The following is a 15,894-nucleotide window of genomic DNA, read 5'->3' as shown; positions in this document are numbered from 1 at the left end:
TCGGGCCACACCCCCTTCCCCCATTACGCTGCGTGCGGGACGCTCGCAGTTGGCGCCGCGCAGCAAGCACCGAGGAGGCATCACGTGGTCGACGCACATCGGACGTTCGTCATCGTCGGCGGAGGACTCGCCGGGGCGAAGGCAGCCCAGACGCTCCGGGCGGAGGGATTCAGCGGCCGGGTCATCCTGATCGGCGACGAGCGCGACCATCCGTACGAACGCCCACCGCTGTCCAAGGGGTACCTGACCGGTAAAGAGGACCGCGACAGCGTCTTCGTCCACGAGACCGCCTGGTACGCGGGCGCCGAGATCGAACTGCACCTCGGCCAGTCCGTCACCGCCCTGAACCGCGCGGCGCGCACCGTGGAGACGGGCGACGGCACCGTCATCCACTACGACAAGCTGCTGCTCGCCACCGGCTCCGAACCCCGCCGCCTCGACGTCCCCGGCACCGGCCTGGCCGGCGTCCACCACCTGCGCCGCCTCGCCCACGCCGAACGGCTGCGCAACGTCCTCGCCGCCCTCGGCCGCGACAACGGCCACCTGGTGATCGCCGGGGCCGGCTGGATCGGCCTGGAGGTCGCGGCGGCCGCCCGCGGCTACGGCGCCGAGGTCACCGTGGTCGAACCGGAGGCCACCCCGCTGCTCCGGGTCATCGGCCCGGAGCTCGGCCAGATCTTCACCGAGCTCCACAGCGACCACGGCGTCCGCTTCCACTTCGGCGGCCGGCTCACCGAGATCGTCGGCCAGGACGGCATGGTCCTCGCGGTGCGCACCGACGACGGGGAGGAGCACCCCGCCCACGACGTCCTCGCCGCGATCGGTGCCGCCCCCCGCACCGCGCTCGCCGAGGCGGCAGGGCTGGAGATCGCCCCGCGCGAGGAGGGCGGCGGCATCGCGGTCGACGCCTCGCTCCGCACCAGCGACCCGCACATCTACGCCGCCGGTGACGTGGCGAGCGCCGCCCATCCGCTGCTCGGGACCCGGCTGCGGGTCGAGCACTGGGCCAACGCGCTGAACGGCGGCCCGGCCGCGGCCCGGGCCATGCTCGGCCAGGACGTCGCCTACGACCGGGTCCCCTACTTCTTCTCCGACCAGTACGACCTGGGCCTGGAGTACTCCGGCTGGGCCCCGCCCGGCTCCTACGACCAGGTGGTCATCCGGGGCGACGCGGGCAAGCGCCGGTTCATCGCGTTCTGGCTGAAGGACCGCACCGTACTCGCCGGGATGAACGTCAACGTGTGGGACGTCACGGAGCACGTGCAGAAGCTGATCCGGGCCGGCAGCCCCGTCGACCCGGACGCCCTGGCCGACCCCTCGGTGCCCCTGGAATCCCTGGTCTGAGCGGACCCGGGCCGGTGCGCGGGCATCAGCTCCCGCACCCCGCGCCGGCCCGGTACCGACCCCGCCCGCGCCGTCCTTGTCCGAGCCCACCCGTAGACTTCAAGGCGTGGCAGGCAGGATCAATGACGACGATGTGAAGGCGGTACGGGACGCGGTCCCGATCGACGCCGTCGTTTCCGAGTACCTCCAGCTGCGCAACGCGGGCGGGGGCAACCTCAAGGGCCTCTGCCCCTTCCACGACGAGAAGTCCCCGTCCTTCCAGGTCAGTCCGAGCAAGGGTCTCTTCCACTGCTTCGGCTGCCAGGAGGGCGGCGACACGATCGCCTTCGTGCAGAAGATCGACCACCTGACCTTCGCGGAGGTGGTCGAACGGCTCGCCGCCAAGGCCGGCATCACCCTGCGCTACGAGGAGGGCGGCTACAACCCCTCCCACCAGCGCGGCGAGCGGATCAGGCTGGTCGAGGCGCACAAGGCGGCCGCCCAGTTCTACGTGGACCAGCTGAACGGCCCCGAGGCCGAGATCGGCCGCAAGTTCCTCGCGGACCGGGGCTTCGACCAGGCCGCCGCCGCCCACTTCGGCGTCGGCTACAGCCCGGCCGGCTGGGACCACCTCACCCGCTTCCTGCGCGGCAAGGGCTTCAGCGACAAGGAGCTGATCACCTCCGGCCTCTCCCAGGACGGCAGGCGCGGCCCCATCGACCGTTTCCGGGGCCGCCTGATGTGGCCCATCCGCGACACCGCCGGGGACGTCGTCGGCTTCGGCGCCCGCAAGCTCCGCGACGACGACAACGGGCCGAAGTACCTCAACACCCCCGAGACCCCGATCTACAAGAAGTCCCAGGTGCTGTACGGCATCGACCTGGCCAAGAAGGAGATCGCCAAGTCCAGCCGGGCCGTCGTGGTCGAGGGCTACACCGATGTGATGGCCTGCCACCTCGCCGGAGTCACCACCGCCATCGCCACCTGCGGCACCGCCTTCGGTGGCGACCACATCAAGATCCTCCGCCGCCTCCTCATGGACAACGGCAGCGCCCGCGTGATCTTCACCTTCGACGGCGACGCGGCCGGTCAGAAGGCCGCCCTGCGCGCCTTCGAGGACGACCAGAAGTTCGCCGCCGAGACGTACATCGCCATCGCCCCGGACAACATGGACCCGTGCGACCTGCGCCTGGTCAAGGGCGACGACGCCGTCCGCGACCTGGTCGAACCGCGCACCCCGCTCTTCGAGTTCGCGCTCCGCCAGATCGTCGGGCGGTACGACCTGGAGACCCCGGCCGGCCGCGCCGCCGCGCTGGACGAGGCCGCCCCCGTCGTCGCCAAGATCAAGACGGGCAGCGTCCAGCGCGAGGTCGCCGTCCAGCTGGCCGGCTTCATCGGCATCCTGGACCAGGAGTACGTCGTCCACCGGATCAACCAGCTCGCCCAGTGGGCGCGCGGCCGGGGCGGCGACCGGCGCGGACCCGCCCCCGCCGCCCGCGGCGGCGCCCGCCACCAGCAGGTCCAGGCCCCGCCCGCCCCCTCAGGGCCCGCGCTCAACCTCCGCAGCCCCGCCCACCGCACCGAGCGGGAACTGCTCAAGCTCGCCCTCCAGCGCCCCGAACTCGTCGCGCCCGCCTTCGACGCCTACGGAGCCGACGAGTTCACCGCACCGCCCTACGCCGCCGTGCGCCAGTGCGTCGAGGAGGCGGGCGGCGCCGAGCAGGGCCTCGCCGACAGCCGCGAATATCTCGTCCGGGTGCTCGACGCCACGCCCAACGAATCCGTCCGCAAGCTGATCACCGAGCTCGCCGTCGAGGTCTTCCACGGCAAGTCCATCGACGAGGCCTACGCCGGGGAGCACCTGGTCAAGGTCCGCCTGCGCGCCGTCGACCGCCGGATCAACGACGTCCAGAGCAGCCTGGCCCGCCTCGGCAGCAACGTGGCCCCCGACCACCTCGCCGCCGCGCAGAACGAGGTCTGGGTCCTCCAGCAGTACGCCCAGACCCTGCGCAACCACGGGGCCGACGCCCTGTGACGTAACCGGGCCGTCACGGAACGGACTCAGAAAGTCACCGCACGCCCCTCGTGGCGGCTGTGTGTCGTACCCCACACTGATGGCGGTGCCCTGAGTCATCGGAGCGCGGCCCCACCCCCGCGGTCCGGCAGCGATCACCTGGAGGTCGCCCCCGTGCAGACCCGGACCGTCACCGAAGCCGAACGCGCCCCGGCCGTCCCCTTACGGGCCATGGCCGCGCACCACCCCGAAGGGGTCATGGAGGAGCCGGACGAGCCCCCGGAGCCGCGCGGGAGACCGGAGGCCGGGCCCACCTCGGACCTGTTCCGCCAGTATCTGCGCGAGATCGGGCGCATCCCGCTGCTCACCGCGGCCGACGAGGTGGAGCTCGCCCAGCGCATCGAGGCCGGCCTGTTCGCCGAGGAACGCCTCGCCCGCACCCCGGACCCCGACACCCGCCTCGCCGTCGACCTGGACCGGCTCGTCGTCATGGGCCGCGTGGCCAAACGCCGGCTCATCGAGGCCAATCTGCGCCTCGTCGTCTCCGTCGCCAAGCGCTATGTGGGCCGCGGCCTGACCATGCTCGACCTCGTCCAGGAGGGGAACCTCGGGCTGATCCGCGCCGTCGAGAAGTTCGACTACGCGCGCGGCTACAAGTTCTCGACGTACGCGACCTGGTGGATCCGGCAGGCCATGTCCCGCGCCCTCGCCGACCAGGCCCGGACCATAAGAGTCCCGGTCCACGTCGTGGAGCTGATCAACCGCGTCGTCCGGGTCCAGCGCCGCATGCTCCAGGAACGCGGCTACGAGCCCACGCCCGAAGAGGTCGCCGCCCACCTCGACCTGACGCCCGAACGGGTCGGCGAGATCCTGCGCCTGGCCCAGGAACCCGTCTCGCTGCACGCCCCGGTCGGCGAGGAGGAGGACGTCTCGCTCGGCGACCTCATCGAGGACGGGGACGCCGCGTCCCCCGTGGAGTCCGCCGCCTTCCTGCTGCTGCGCCAGCATCTGGAGGCGGTGCTCTCCACCCTGGGCGAACGCGAACGCAAGGTGGTCCAGCTGCGCTACGGGCTGGTCGACGGACGGCCCCGCACCCTGGAGGAGATCGGCCGCATCTTCGGCGTGACGCGCGAACGCATCCGCCAGATCGAGTCCAGGACCCTCAACAGACTCCGCGACCACGCCTCCGCCGACCAGCTCCGCGGCTACCTCGACTGACACGCACGCGTGCACCCGAGGCAGCCGCGGAGCCGCCGTACCGTCAGAGCCCGTCCGGCGGATCAGGGTCGGACAGGCCCTAGTCGACCTCGGCGACCGCCTGGGCGAACTGCGCCGCGTACAGCCGGGCGTAGGCGCCCTTCGCGTCCAGCAGCTCGTCGTGCGTGCCCTGCTCCACGATCGAGCCGTTCTCCATGACCAGGATGACGTCGGCGTCCCGGATGGTGGAGAGCCGGTGCGCGATCACGAAGCTCGTACGGCCGTGTGCCAGGCCCGCCATCGCCTTCTGGATCAGCACCTCGGTCCGGGTGTCGACGGAGCTGGTCGCCTCGTCCAGCACGAGTATCACCGGGTCGGACAGGAACGCCCGGGCGATCGTGATCAGCTGCTTCTCGCCCGCGCTGACCCCGGAGCCCTCGTCGTCGATCACCGTGTCGTAACCGTCCGGCAGGGTCCGGATGAACCGGTCAGCGTGGGCCGCCCGCGCCGCCTCCTCGATGCGCTCCCGGCTGACGTCACCGGAGGCGCCGTAGGCGATGTTCTCCGCGATGGTCCCGCCGAACAGCCAGGTGTCCTGGAGGACCATGCCGATGCCGGAGCGCAGGTCCGCCCGGGACATCCTCGCGATGTCGACGCCGTCCAGCGTGATCCGGCCGCCCGTCACCTCGTAGAACCGCATCAGCAGGTTGACCAGCGTCGTCTTGCCGGCGCCCGTCGGGCCGACGATCGCGACCGTGTGGCCCGGTTCGACGTTCAGCGAGAGGTCCTCGATGAGCGGCTTCTCCGGGTCGTAGCGGAACGACACGTGCTCCAGCGCGACGCTGCCGCGCAGGACGCCGGGGTGCTCGCCCTCGCCCTTCGCCGGGTCGGCCTCCTGCTCCTCGGCGTCCAGCAGCTCGAAGATCCGCTCCGCCGACGCCACACCGGACTGCACCAGGTTGGCCATCGAGGCGACCTGGGTCAGCGGCATCGAGAACTGGCGCGAGTACTGGATGAACGCCTGCACATCACCGATCGACAGGGAGCCCGACGCGACCCGGAGCCCGCCGACCACGGCGATCAGCACGTAGTTCAGGTTCGACACGAACATCATCAGCGGCTGCATGATCCCGCTGTTGAACTGGGCCTTGAACCCGGCCTCGTACAGCGCCTCGTTCTGCTCGGCGAAGTCCTTCGCGGACTCCTCCTGCCGGCCGAAGACCTTCACCAGGGTGTGGCCGGTGTACATCTCCTCGATGTGGGCGTTGAGCTTGCCCGTCACCTTCCACTGCTGCACGAACTGCGGCTGCGAGCGCTTGCCGACCTTCGTGGCCACGACCACCGACAGCGGCACGGTCACCAGCGCGACCAGCGCCAGCAGCGGCGAGATCCAGAACATCATCACCAGCACGCCGATGATCGTCAGGAGCGAGTTGATGAGCTGGCCCATCGTCTGCTGCATCGTCTGCGAGATGTTGTCGATGTCGTTCGTCGCCCGGCTCAGCACCTCGCCGCGCTTGGCGCGGTCGAAGTACGAGAGCGGCAGCCGCGACAGCTTCGTCTGGATGTCCTCGCGCAGCTGGAACACGACCCGGTTGATGATCCGGATCGACAGCCGCGTCGACACCAGCATCAGCAGCCCCGCGCCGACGTACACCGCGAGCGCCATCAGCAGGACGTCGCCCACCGCGCCGAAGTCGATGCCCTGCCCCGGCGTGAAGTCCACCCCGGACAGCATGTCGGCCAGGCCGCTGTTGCTCCTGCGCAGGCCCTCGACGGCCTGCTCCTTGGTCGTCCCCGCGTCCATGGACCGGCCGATGACCCCGGCGAAGACCAGGTCGGTCGCCTTGCCGAGGATCTTCGGGCCGACCACGGAGAGCCCGACGCTGAACGCGACCGCGACCAGCATCAGGTACAGGGTGTTCTTCTCGACGGCGAAGCGCTTCAGCAGCCGCTTCGAGGACCCCTTGAAGTCCATGGACCGCTCGGTCGGCGCCCCGCCCGCCATCATGCGTCCGCCAGGCCCGGCCATTACGCGGCCTCCGCTTCCGTCAGCTGGGAGAGCACGATCTCCCGGTACGTGTCATTGCCGTCCATCAGCTCGTGATGGGTGCCGGTCCCGACGACCCGCCCCTCGTCCAGCACGACGATCCGGTCGGCCTCGCGGATGGTGGAGACCCGCTGGGCCACGATCACCACGGTCGCCTCGGCGGTCTCCCGGCCGAGCGCCGCCCGCAGCGCCGCGTCGGTCGCGTAGTCCAGCGCCGAGAACGAGTCGTCGAAGAGGTAGATCTCCGGTCGCTGCACCAGCGTCCGCGCGATCGAGAGCCGCTGGCGCTGACCGCCGGAGACGTTGGTGCCGCCCTGCGCGATCGGCGCGTCGAGCCCGTGCTCCAGGCCCTGGACGAACTCCTTCGCCTGGGCCACCTCCAGCGCGTGCCACAGCTCCTCGTCGGTCGCGTCCGGATTCCCGTACCGCAGGTTCGTCGCGACCGTCCCGGAGAACAGGTACGGCTTCTGCGGGACCAGGCTCACGGTCTTCGCCAGCAGCGCCGGCTCCAGCGTCCGCACATCGGTACCGTCGACCAGCACCTGGCCGTCCGTCACGTCGAACAGCCGGGGTACGAGCCCGAGCAGCGTCGACTTGCCGCTGCCCGTCGACCCGATGATCGCGGTCGTCTCGCCCGGCCGGGCCACCAGGTCGACCGCCCGCAGCACCGGCTCCTCGGCGCCCGGGTAGCGGAAGTCCGCGCCGCGCACCTCCAGGTGGCCGTGGGCGCGCAGCTCGCGCACCGGCTCGACGGGCGGGACGACGCTGGACTCGGTCTCCAGGACCTCCTGGATGCGCTCGGCGCACACCTCGGCGCGCGGCACCATCATGAACATGAAGGTCGCCATCATGACCGACATGACGATCTGCATCAGATAGGCGAGGAACGCGGTCAGCGCGCCGATCTCCATCCCGCCGCTGTCGATGCGGTGCGCGCCGAACCAGACCACCGCGATGGACGACACGTTCACGACGGTCATCACGGTCGGGAACATCAGGGCCATCAGCCGGCCCGTCGACAGCGCCACGTCCGTCAGCTCGGTGTTGGCGCCCCGGAAGCGCCCTTCCTCGTACGTGTCGCGCACGAACGCGCGGATGACGCGGTTGCCGGTGATCTGCTCACGCAGCACCCGGTTCACGGTGTCGAGCCGCTTCTGCATCTGGCGGAACAGGGGGCGCATCTTCCGCACGATCAGACTGACCGCGACCCCGAGGACCGGCACCACCGCGAGCAGCACCGCCGAGAGCGGCACGTCCTGGCCCAGCGCCATGATGATGCCGCCGACACACATGATCGGCGCCGACACCATCAGCGTGAACGTCATCAGGACCAGCATCTGTACCTGCTGGACGTCATTGGTCGTGCGGGTGATCAGCGAGGGGGCGCCGAACCGCCCGACCTCGCGCGCGGAGAAGGACTGCACCCGGTCGAAGACCGACGCCCGCACGTCCCGCCCGAGCGCGGACGCGGTGCGGGCGCCGATGTAGACGGCCCCGATGTTGCAGACCACCTGGGCGATGCTGACGACGATCATCACGCCGCCGTACTGGAGGATGTAGCCCGTGTCCCCCCGCACGACACCGTTGTCGATGATGTCGGCGTTGAGGGTCGGCAGGTAGAGCGTGGCGCAGGTCTGCAACAGCTGGAAGACGACCAGCACCGCGATGGGTTTCTTGTACGGACCGAGATAGGCCCGCAGGAGTTTTATGAGCACGCGTGTCTCTCGGAGTCGGCGTAGGTCGGGGGAGCCGACCCATCTTCCGGCACCGCTCGCCGGGACCGCGAACGTTTTTATTCAAGTCCAGGTCAAAAAACGGACCCGGTCCATAATTTCGCGGTCCCTCCGCACTCACCGTGCCGGGTCGAACGCTCCCGGGTGAATCTGGTCCCGCGTGGCGATGTACTGCTGGCGCACCGCCTGGCCCACGGCCAGCTCCTCGCCGGGCTCCAGCACCTGTGCCGCCGCGCCCTGCCAGCCCGGGGGAGTGCGCCCGTCGAGCGCCCCCTGCGAGACCCCGAGCGCCCAAGCCGCCTGCCGGGCCGCGCCCAGCGCCGCGTACTGGGCGGGCTGCGGCACGACCACCTGCGTCCCCAGCAGTGCGGGCGCCAGCTGACGCACCGCCGGCAGCTCGGCCGCCGCGCCCAGCAGGAAGACCCGCCGCACCTCCACGCCCCGGCCGCGCAGCACGTCGAGCGCGTCCGCCAGTGAGCAGAGCATCCCCTCGAAGGAGGCCCGCGCCAGGTGCTCCGGCTTCATCGACTCGCGCCGCAGCCCGCACAGGGTCCCGGCCGTGTGCGGCAGCTGCGGGGTGCGCTCGCCCTCCAGATACGGCAGGAGCACGAGCCCCGAGGAGCCCGGCGTCGACTTCAGCGCCAGCGCGGACAGGGCCTCAAGCCCTTCCACGTCCAGCATCTCGGCGGTCCCGCGCAGCGCGCGTACGGCGTTCGACGTGTGCACCACCGGCAGATGCATGCCCGTCGCGTCGGCGAACGACGTGATCATCCCGGTCGGATCGGCCAGCGCCTCGTGATGCACGGCCATGACGGAGCCCGAGGCCCCCAGCGACACGACCGCGTCCCCGACGCCGACGCCCAGCCCGAAGGCCGCCGCCATGGTCTCGCCGGTGCCCGCGGAGATCAGCAGCCCCTCCGGCGTCATCCCGGCGGCGTCGGACGGGCCGAGCACCTCCGGCAGCGCGGCCTGGTGCCCGAGCGCCAGCTCCACCAGGTCCGGCCGGTAGGACTCGGTCCCCGCCGACCAGTAGCCCGTGCCGGACGCGGCGCCCCGGTCGGTGGTCCGCCGGGCCGGCCGCCCGAGCAACTGCCACACGAGCCAGTCGTGCGGCTGGAGCACCGCCGCCACCCGCTGCGCCTGCTCCGGCTCGGACCGCGCGAGCCAGCGCAGCTTCGCCACCGGCTGGGCGGCCTGCGGCACCGCGCCGACCGCCTCGGCCCACGCCTGCCGCCCGCCCAGCCCGTCGATCAGATCGGCCGCGGCGGCCTGCGCCCGCTTGTCGTTGCCGAGCAGCGCGGGGCGTACGAGGTTGCCCTGGTGGTCCAGGGGGACGAGGCCGTGCTGCTGCGCGGAGACGCCGATGGCCTGCACCCCTTCGAGCAGCCCGCCGGTGGCGGCCTCACCCAGGGAGAGCAGCCACGCCTGCGGGTCGGCCTCGGTGGCCTTGGCCTCGACGGGGTGCGGGGCGTATCCCTCGCGCAGTACGGCGCCCGTGTCCGTATCGCAGACCACGATGTGTGTGAACGCGGAAGAACTGTCCAAGCCGGCGACTATGCCCATACACAGATTCTGCCGCACCTCCGGAGGTTTCCCGTACCGGTGGTGCGGCAGAGCGGCGGCGGGGCCGGCTAGGTGTTGGTGGTCCCCCAGTCGTCCTCCACGCCGTTCCCGCGTCCCCGGAAGGACCGGACCCGGTCGGTCACGGACGCCGGCACCTTGTCGCCGACCTTCTCGCCCACGGCGTGGTACGCCTTCCCCGCGAACTCCCGGCCGCTCTGGGCCGCGGTCTCGCAGGTGTTGCGCACGGCCGGGTTCTGGGCGAACTGGCGCGCGGACTTCTTCAGCTGCTCGTAACGCTCGCGCCCGGCCCGCGTGCCGAGCACGTATCCGAGGGCCATTCCGGCGATGAACGTGAGCCGGTACCGCATGGCTGCCACCCTTCCTTCGCTCCGTGCGACGTGTGCTGCCCGCCTACCCGCAGACGCCCGAGATCACCCCGGCCGATACCGATTGGCAAAGCACCCCCCTGCTTGCGCTAATGTATGTGTCGCAGCGAGCGCGCGCCGCCCGGCATCCGCCAGGCAGGTACGTTCGAGGCACCGCAGCAATCCCCTGTAGCTCAATTGGCAGAGCAGCCGGCTGTTAACCGGCAGGTTACTGGTTCGAGTCCAGTCGGGGGAGCGCGATCCCCTGTAGCTCAATTGGCAGAGCATTCGGCTGTTAACCGGAGGGTTACTGGTTCGAGTCCAGTCGGGGGAGCGATCGGAAGAGGACCCCCTTCGGGGTCCTTTTTCGTGTGTCCGGAACCGGTCGGCGGGCGGCGCCGTCTTCATGGTCATCAGGAGCCGGGCAGCCGCAGCGGGAGATCGTATGACCGGCTATGCTGCGGCAGACGGTGCGCACACTTGTACGCGCCACGCCGAGACGGGGCGGTAGCTCAGCCGGTTAGAGCAGCGGACTCATAATCCGTCGGCCGTGGGTTCGAGTCCCACCCGCCCCACCGAGCAGAATCGATCCGACCGGCGCATACGGCGCCGGTGGGTGGTCGATACCATTCCGCGTGACCGAATCCCTGACCGAATCCGCCGAGGGCGCCGACGAACCGGTGGCTCGGCGGCGGATATTCGCCGATCTGACCCCTTTGCGGATCTCGCCCGACTACCGGCGGCTCTGGTTCGGGAACACCGTCTCCTGGATCGGGCAGGGGATGACCGCGCTCGCGGTCTCGTTGCAGGTGTACGACCTGACCGGGTCCGCGTTCTCGGTGGGACTCATCGGGGCGTGTTCGCTGGTGCCGCTCGTGGTGTTCGGGCTGTACGGCGGTGCCGTCGCGGACACCGTGGACCGGCGGAAGCTGGGACTGGTCAGCGCCTTCGGCTCGTTCCTGCTGTCGGTGGCGCTCGTCGGGGTCACCCTCGCCGGGGTCGAGCGGGTGGGGGTGCTGTACGGGGTCGTCGCGCTCCAGGCCGTCTGCTTCGCGCTCAACTCGCCCGCCCGCAGCTCGATGATCGCCCGGCTGCTGCCGGCCGAGCAGCTGCCCGCCGCCAACGCGCTGAACTCCATGACCAGCACCACCGGCACGCTCGTCGGGCCCATGCTCGGCGGCCTCATCGTCGGCTGGTGGGGCTACCGCGCCGCGTACGGGGTCGACGCCGTCACCTTCACGGCCTCCCTCTACGCGATGTGGCGGCTGCCCTCCATGCTGCCCGAGCGGGACGACGCGGCGGACCGGAAGCGGGCCTCCGTGCTGGACGGGCTGCGGTTCCTCGGGACCCGGCCCAATCTGCGGATGACGTTCCTCAGCGACCTGTGCGCCATGGTCCTCGCCCAGCCCCGCGCGCTCTTCCCCGTCGTCGCCGTCCTCTGGTACGGGGGTGACGCGAAGACCACCGGACTGCTCGTCGCCGCACCGGCGCTGGGGGCGCTCCTCGGCGGGGTGTTCTCCGGGTGGCTCGGGAGCGTCCGCCGGCACGGTCTCGCGGTCCTGGTCGCCGTCGCCTGCTGGGGCGCCGCCGTCGCCGTCTTCGGGCTCACCCGCCAGCTCTGGCTCGGCATCCTGTTCCTCGCGCTCGCCGGGGCCGCCGACACCACGTCCATGGTCTTCCGCAACACCATGCTCCAGGCGGCCGTGCCGGACGAGCTGCGCGGCCGGCTCCAGGGCGTCTTCATCGTGGTGGTCGCCGGCGGGCCCCGGCTGGGGGACTTCATCGCCGGGTCGGCCGCCGACCTCACCTCGCCGGGCCTCGCCGTGACCGGGGGCGGGATCGCGTGTGCCGTCGCCGTGGGGCTGCTCGCGCTGCGGTGGCCCGCGTTCGCCCGGTACGACGCCCGCAACCCCGAGGCGTGAAGGGCTACACCTCCCGCTCCAGCTTCGGCATCTCACCGCCCGTCGTGCCGCTGTCGAACACCGAGAACGGCGCGCCCTGCGGGTCCGTGAGCGCGGCGAACCTGCCGAACGGGATGGTCATCGGGCCGAACCGCAGCGTCGCGCCCAGCGACTTCGCCTTCTCCACCGCCGCGTCGCAGTCGTCCACCCCGAAGTACACGTTCACGTACGGCGGCACCTCCGCCGGGAAGTCGTCCGTCATCTTCATACGGCCCAGGACCGGGTCGGCGCCCAGGTCGTAGAGCGTGAAGTCGGCCCCGTCGTCCGCCATGCGCTGCACGCCGTACCCGAAGACCGCCGGGAAGAAGGCGTCCGCCTTCTCCGGCGCGCGGGTGAAGACCTCGGCCCAGGCGAAGGCACCGGGAACCCGGACGGCCTCGAAGCCCTGGTGGCTGCCGGGCTGCCAGACGCCGAAGGTCACCCCGCCCGGGTCGGTGGCCAGCACCATCGTGCCGAACTCGCCGACCCGCATGGGCTCCACCAGGACGGTGCCGCCGTTGTCGCGGATCTTCGACGCGGTGGCGGCAGCGTCCGGCGAGGCCAGGTACAGGCACCAGCCGGTCGGCATCCCGCCCGGGCCCGGCGGCATCAGCGCGGCGACCGCCTTGCCGTCCACCTGGGCCTGGGTGTAGTTGCCGTACTCCGGCAGCGATTCGCCGAACGTCCAGCCCAGCAGCTCACCGTAGAAGCGTTTGGCGCCCTCCAGATCGGTGAACGTCGCGTCGGCCCAGCACGGTGTGCCCTCGGTCGTTTCTGCGGGCATCGTGGTCATCTCCTCGTACGGATGATTGCCCCCTTGTTCACGCTAGCCAGCCTTCACGCCCCCTGCCTGTCGGCTCGCGGGCCCGCCACCGAGCGGGCCACGCCCAGGTCCACCAGGTCCTGCGGGCGCAGTTGCAGTTGGCCGGCCGTTTCCCGGACCCGGTCCGGGGAGCGCTTCAGGATCGCGGCGGCGAGCTCCGGCGCGATGACCGAGAAATAGCTGTCCGGGGTGACGTGCGTGTTGTCCGGCGCGGCCAGCGCCAGTGCTCCGCCCGAGCCGCCCTCGCCGATCACCAGCGTGGTGACCGGCACCCCGGCCGCCGCCACCGCCGCGAAGGCGTCCGCGATGGCCGCCCCCGCGCCCGTCCGCTCCGCCTCCGCGTCGTTGGCGGCGCCCGGGGTGTCGACCAGCGTGAGGACCGGGACGCCGAGCCGGTCGGCGAGCCGGATCACCCGGGCCGCCGTGCGGTAGCCGGCCGGGCGCGTCGCCGTACCGCACTGCGCCACGTACGCCACCGCCCGCCCCTCGCGCATCCCGAAACCGCACAGCAGCCCCGGGTCCGTGCCGCCGCAGCGGTCGCCGCTCAGCGGCAGGCGCGCTTCGAAGTAGGCGTCCAGATAGGCCCCGGCGCGCGGCCGGTCCGCCGCCCGCGCCCGGAGCACCGCGTCCCAGCCCGTCTCCGGGGCGTCCGTCGCCGCGAGCGCCGCCGGGACCGGGGCGGGGGAGGGCGGGCCGTCCTGCCGGGAGAGCAGGCCGAGCCAGCCGCCGACCGCGGCCGGCAGCTCCCCGGGCGCCACGACCGCGTCGACCGAACCGGCCGCGAGCTGCCCCTCGGCGGTGTACGCGGCGGGGTCGGCGTCCGCCGGACGCACCCGCGACCCGGCGAACCCGATCTGCGCCCCGGGCACCGCCAGGATCACATCCGCGCCCGCGCCCAGCGTGGCCCAGCCGCCGCCGGTCGTCGGGTCGCGCAGGACCGCGACCTGCGCCGGGCCCGCCGCCCGCAGCCGGGCCGAGGCCCGCGCCACCCGCTGGAGCTGGGTCAGCGCGACCATGCCCTCCTGCATCCGGCTGCCGCCCGTCGCGATGAGCGAGACGAGCGGCAGCCGCCGGGTGACCGCCTCCTCGTACGCTGCTTCGAGGCGGTCCCCGGTGCGCTGCCCGAGCGACCCGCCCAGGAACCCGAATTCGAAGGAGATCAGCACGCAGGGATGTCCGCCGACCGTGGCGGTGCCGTGCACGACGGACTCCTGCTCGCCGGTGCGGGCGGTGGCCCGGGCGCGCGCGTCCGCGTAGCCGGTCCAGCCGAGCGGGCCGTCGCCGGTGGTGTCCCCGGCGGGGGCGGGCAGCTCCGTGAAGGCGTCGGCGAGGGCGGCGATCGCCTCGCGCGCCGTCAGCCGCTCAGCCATGGAGCGCCCGCTTCATGATCTTGCCGAGGTCGTTGCGCGGCAGCGCGTCCAGATAGCGGACGGTGCGCGGGCGCTTGTGCGGGGCCAGCTGGGCGGCGACATGGGCGGCCAGTTGTTCGGCGGTGGGCGGGGCGGCCGGGTCGGCGGGCACCACCCAGGCCACGATCCGCTCGCCCAGGTCCGCGTCGGGCTCGCCGGTGACCGCCGCCTCCCGCACCCCGGGGTGGTCGAGCAGGGCGTTCTCGATCTCCCCCGCGCCGATCTTGTAGCCGCCGCTCTTGATCAGGTCCGTCGCCTTGCGGCCGACGATGCGCACATAGCCGTCCGGGTCGAGCGTGGCCATGTCGCCCGTGCGGAACCAGCCGTCGGCGGTGAGCGCGGCGGCCGTGGCGTCGGGCCGGTTCAGATAGCCGGTGAACAGGTTCGGGCCGCGCACCTGGATCTCGCCGATCGCGTCCGCGCCGGTGAGCGGGGTGCCGTCCTCCTCGACCAGGCGCAGCTCCACCCCGCGCAGGGGCGGGCCGACCGTGCCGGGGCGCGGGGCCCCGTCGGCCCGTACGCCCGTGTTCATCAGGGTCTCCGTCATGCCGTACCGCTCGATGACCCGGCGGCCCGTCGCCGCCGCGATGCGCTCGTGGTCGTGGACCGGCAGCGCGGCCGACCCGGAGACCAGCAGCCGGGCGCCCGCCAGGGCCTTCGCGAGCCCGGCCGGGGCGTCCGGGTCCGCCAGCGCCTCGGCGAGCCGGTGGTACATGGTCGGTACGCCGAACAGCATCGTGCCGCCCGAGGACAGCTCCCGGGCCACGCCCTCCGGCGAGAACCGGCCCAGGTGGCGCACCGAGCCGCCCCGGCGCAGGGGCCCCAGGACGCCGAGGATCAGCCCGTGCACGTGGAACAGGGGGAGCGCGTGCACCAGGACGTCGTCGGCGGTCCACCGCCAGGCGTCCTCCAGCGCGTCCAACGAGGCGGCGAGCGCCCGGCGGGGGAGGACGGCGCCCTTCGGCGGGCCGGTCGTCCCGGAGGTGTACACGACGAGCGCGGGGGACTCCGGGTCCGGTTCCGGGAGGACGGCGGCGGGCGCGGGGCCCGTGGGCGCGGTGGTGACGTCGAGGCGTCCGAGACCGGCCAGGGCGGGCGGGAGCGCGTCGGCGGGCGAGGCGAGCACCAGCGAGGGTGCGCTGTCCGCGACGATGTGCGCCAGTTCCCGTTCCCCGGTCCTCGGGTTCAGCGGGACGGCCGGCACCCCGGCCCGGAGCGCGGCGACCACCGCGATGACGGTGTGCGCGGTCGGTGTGGCCCAGACGGCGACCCGGCCGGCGCCGGTGAGGCGGGCCGCCAGGGCGTCCGTGACCCGGGCCAGCCCGGAGTAGGTGAGGGTGACGTCGTCGAACCGGACGGCCTCGCGGGCGGCTGCCGGACCGGACACGTCCTGGAGTGCGGGCAGAAGTGGCATCACCCTGCGCACCCTAGATCGCGGCGCTGCCCCCGGCCCCGGAACCGGCGCGAATGAGGCCCG

The 15,894-nt window shown here is 72.3% G+C and carries 11 protein-coding genes and 3 tRNA genes; 7 read left to right on the top strand and 7 right to left on the bottom strand.

All coding sequences use genetic code 11. From position 1 onward, the window contains the following. The first annotated feature begins 84 nt into the window (after positions 1-84). The 3 genes from ACZ6C6_RS03270 (at position 85) to ACZ6C6_RS03260 (ending at position 4,555) form a co-directional block, all read left to right on the top strand. The gene (locus ACZ6C6_RS03270) at positions 85-1,344 is read left to right on the top strand and encodes an NAD(P)/FAD-dependent oxidoreductase (RefSeq protein ID WP_469198554.1); all 1,260 of its coding nucleotides are present in this window, start codon (positions 85-87) and stop codon (positions 1,342-1,344) included. 106 nt (positions 1,345-1,450) lie between these two features. Next, positions 1,451-3,358: a DNA primase gene (dnaG, locus tag ACZ6C6_RS03265; RefSeq protein ID WP_469198552.1), complete on the top strand. Its 1,908-nt coding sequence runs from the start codon at positions 1,451-1,453 to the stop codon at positions 3,356-3,358. A gap of 153 nt (positions 3,359-3,511) precedes the next feature. After that, positions 3,512-4,555 (top strand): RNA polymerase sigma factor, encoded by a 1,044-nt coding sequence (locus tag ACZ6C6_RS03260; protein ID WP_469198550.1) that lies wholly within the window; start codon positions 3,512-3,514, stop codon positions 4,553-4,555. 79 nt (positions 4,556-4,634) lie between these two features. Here ACZ6C6_RS03260 and ACZ6C6_RS03255 read toward each other — a convergent pair whose 3' ends face one another. The 4 genes from ACZ6C6_RS03255 to ACZ6C6_RS03240 all read right to left on the bottom strand — a co-directional run bounded on the left by ACZ6C6_RS03255 (position 4,635) and on the right by ACZ6C6_RS03240 (position 10,248). Next, a complete protein-coding gene (locus tag ACZ6C6_RS03255) occupies positions 4,635-6,566 on the bottom strand; it encodes an ABC transporter ATP-binding protein (RefSeq protein WP_469198548.1) in 1,932 nt (643 codons plus the stop codon). After that, on the bottom strand, positions 6,566-8,299 hold the full coding sequence (locus tag ACZ6C6_RS03250; protein WP_469198546.1) for an ABC transporter ATP-binding protein: 1,734 nt from the start codon (positions 8,297-8,299) through the stop codon (positions 6,566-6,568). Before ACZ6C6_RS03250 ends, ACZ6C6_RS03255 begins: the two co-directional genes overlap by 1 nt. Before the next feature lie 135 nt (positions 8,300-8,434). Next, entirely contained in the window at positions 8,435-9,880 is a 1,446-nt protein-coding gene (locus ACZ6C6_RS03245; RefSeq protein WP_469198544.1) for an FGGY family carbohydrate kinase, read from the bottom strand. Positions 9,881-9,948: 68 nt separating this feature from the next. After that, complete coding sequence (locus tag ACZ6C6_RS03240) at positions 9,949-10,248, bottom strand: YtxH domain-containing protein (RefSeq protein ID WP_469199309.1); 300 nt, start codon at positions 10,246-10,248, stop codon at positions 9,949-9,951. A 180-nt stretch (positions 10,249-10,428) separates the two neighbouring features. Here ACZ6C6_RS03240 and ACZ6C6_RS03235 point away from each other — a divergent pair. From ACZ6C6_RS03235 to ACZ6C6_RS03220, 4 genes are all read left to right on the top strand, one after another. Then, positions 10,429-10,501, top strand: a tRNA-Asn gene (locus tag ACZ6C6_RS03235). A 5-nt stretch (positions 10,502-10,506) separates the two neighbouring features. Next, positions 10,507-10,579, top strand: a tRNA-Asn gene (locus ACZ6C6_RS03230). A gap of 167 nt (positions 10,580-10,746) precedes the next feature. Continuing rightward, positions 10,747-10,820: transfer RNA gene (locus ACZ6C6_RS03225), tRNA-Ile, on the top strand. 72 nt (positions 10,821-10,892) lie between these two features. Beyond that, positions 10,893-12,167: an MFS transporter gene (locus tag ACZ6C6_RS03220; RefSeq protein ID WP_469199307.1), complete on the top strand. Its 1,275-nt coding sequence runs from the start codon at positions 10,893-10,895 to the stop codon at positions 12,165-12,167. Between the two features lie 4 nt (positions 12,168-12,171). Here the strand turns inward: ACZ6C6_RS03220 and ACZ6C6_RS03215 are convergent, their stop codons facing one another. Genes ACZ6C6_RS03215 through ACZ6C6_RS03205 form a run of 3 tightly spaced genes read right to left on the bottom strand, consistent with a single transcriptional unit; the run spans position 12,172 to position 15,831 of the window. Beyond that, positions 12,172-12,978 carry a VOC family protein gene (locus tag ACZ6C6_RS03215; RefSeq protein ID WP_469198542.1) on the bottom strand — a complete coding sequence of 269 codons (807 nt, stop codon included), beginning with the start codon at positions 12,976-12,978 and terminating at the stop codon, positions 12,172-12,174. Between the two features lie 44 nt (positions 12,979-13,022). After that, positions 13,023-14,378 (bottom strand): carboxyl transferase domain-containing protein, encoded by a 1,356-nt coding sequence (locus tag ACZ6C6_RS03210; RefSeq protein ID WP_469198540.1) that lies wholly within the window; start codon positions 14,376-14,378, stop codon positions 13,023-13,025. After that, positions 14,371-15,831, bottom strand: coding sequence for an acyl-CoA synthetase (locus ACZ6C6_RS03205; RefSeq protein ID WP_469199305.1), 1,461 nt, complete (start codon positions 15,829-15,831; stop codon positions 14,371-14,373). Before ACZ6C6_RS03205 ends, ACZ6C6_RS03210 begins: the two co-directional genes overlap by 8 nt. Between the last annotated feature and the right edge of the window lie 63 nt (positions 15,832-15,894).

It is taken from the genome of Streptomyces sp. NPDC041814, from assembly GCF_055590565.1.
Note: the sequence above shows the minus strand (reverse complement) of the source record. Positions and strands in the feature narration are given on the sequence as shown.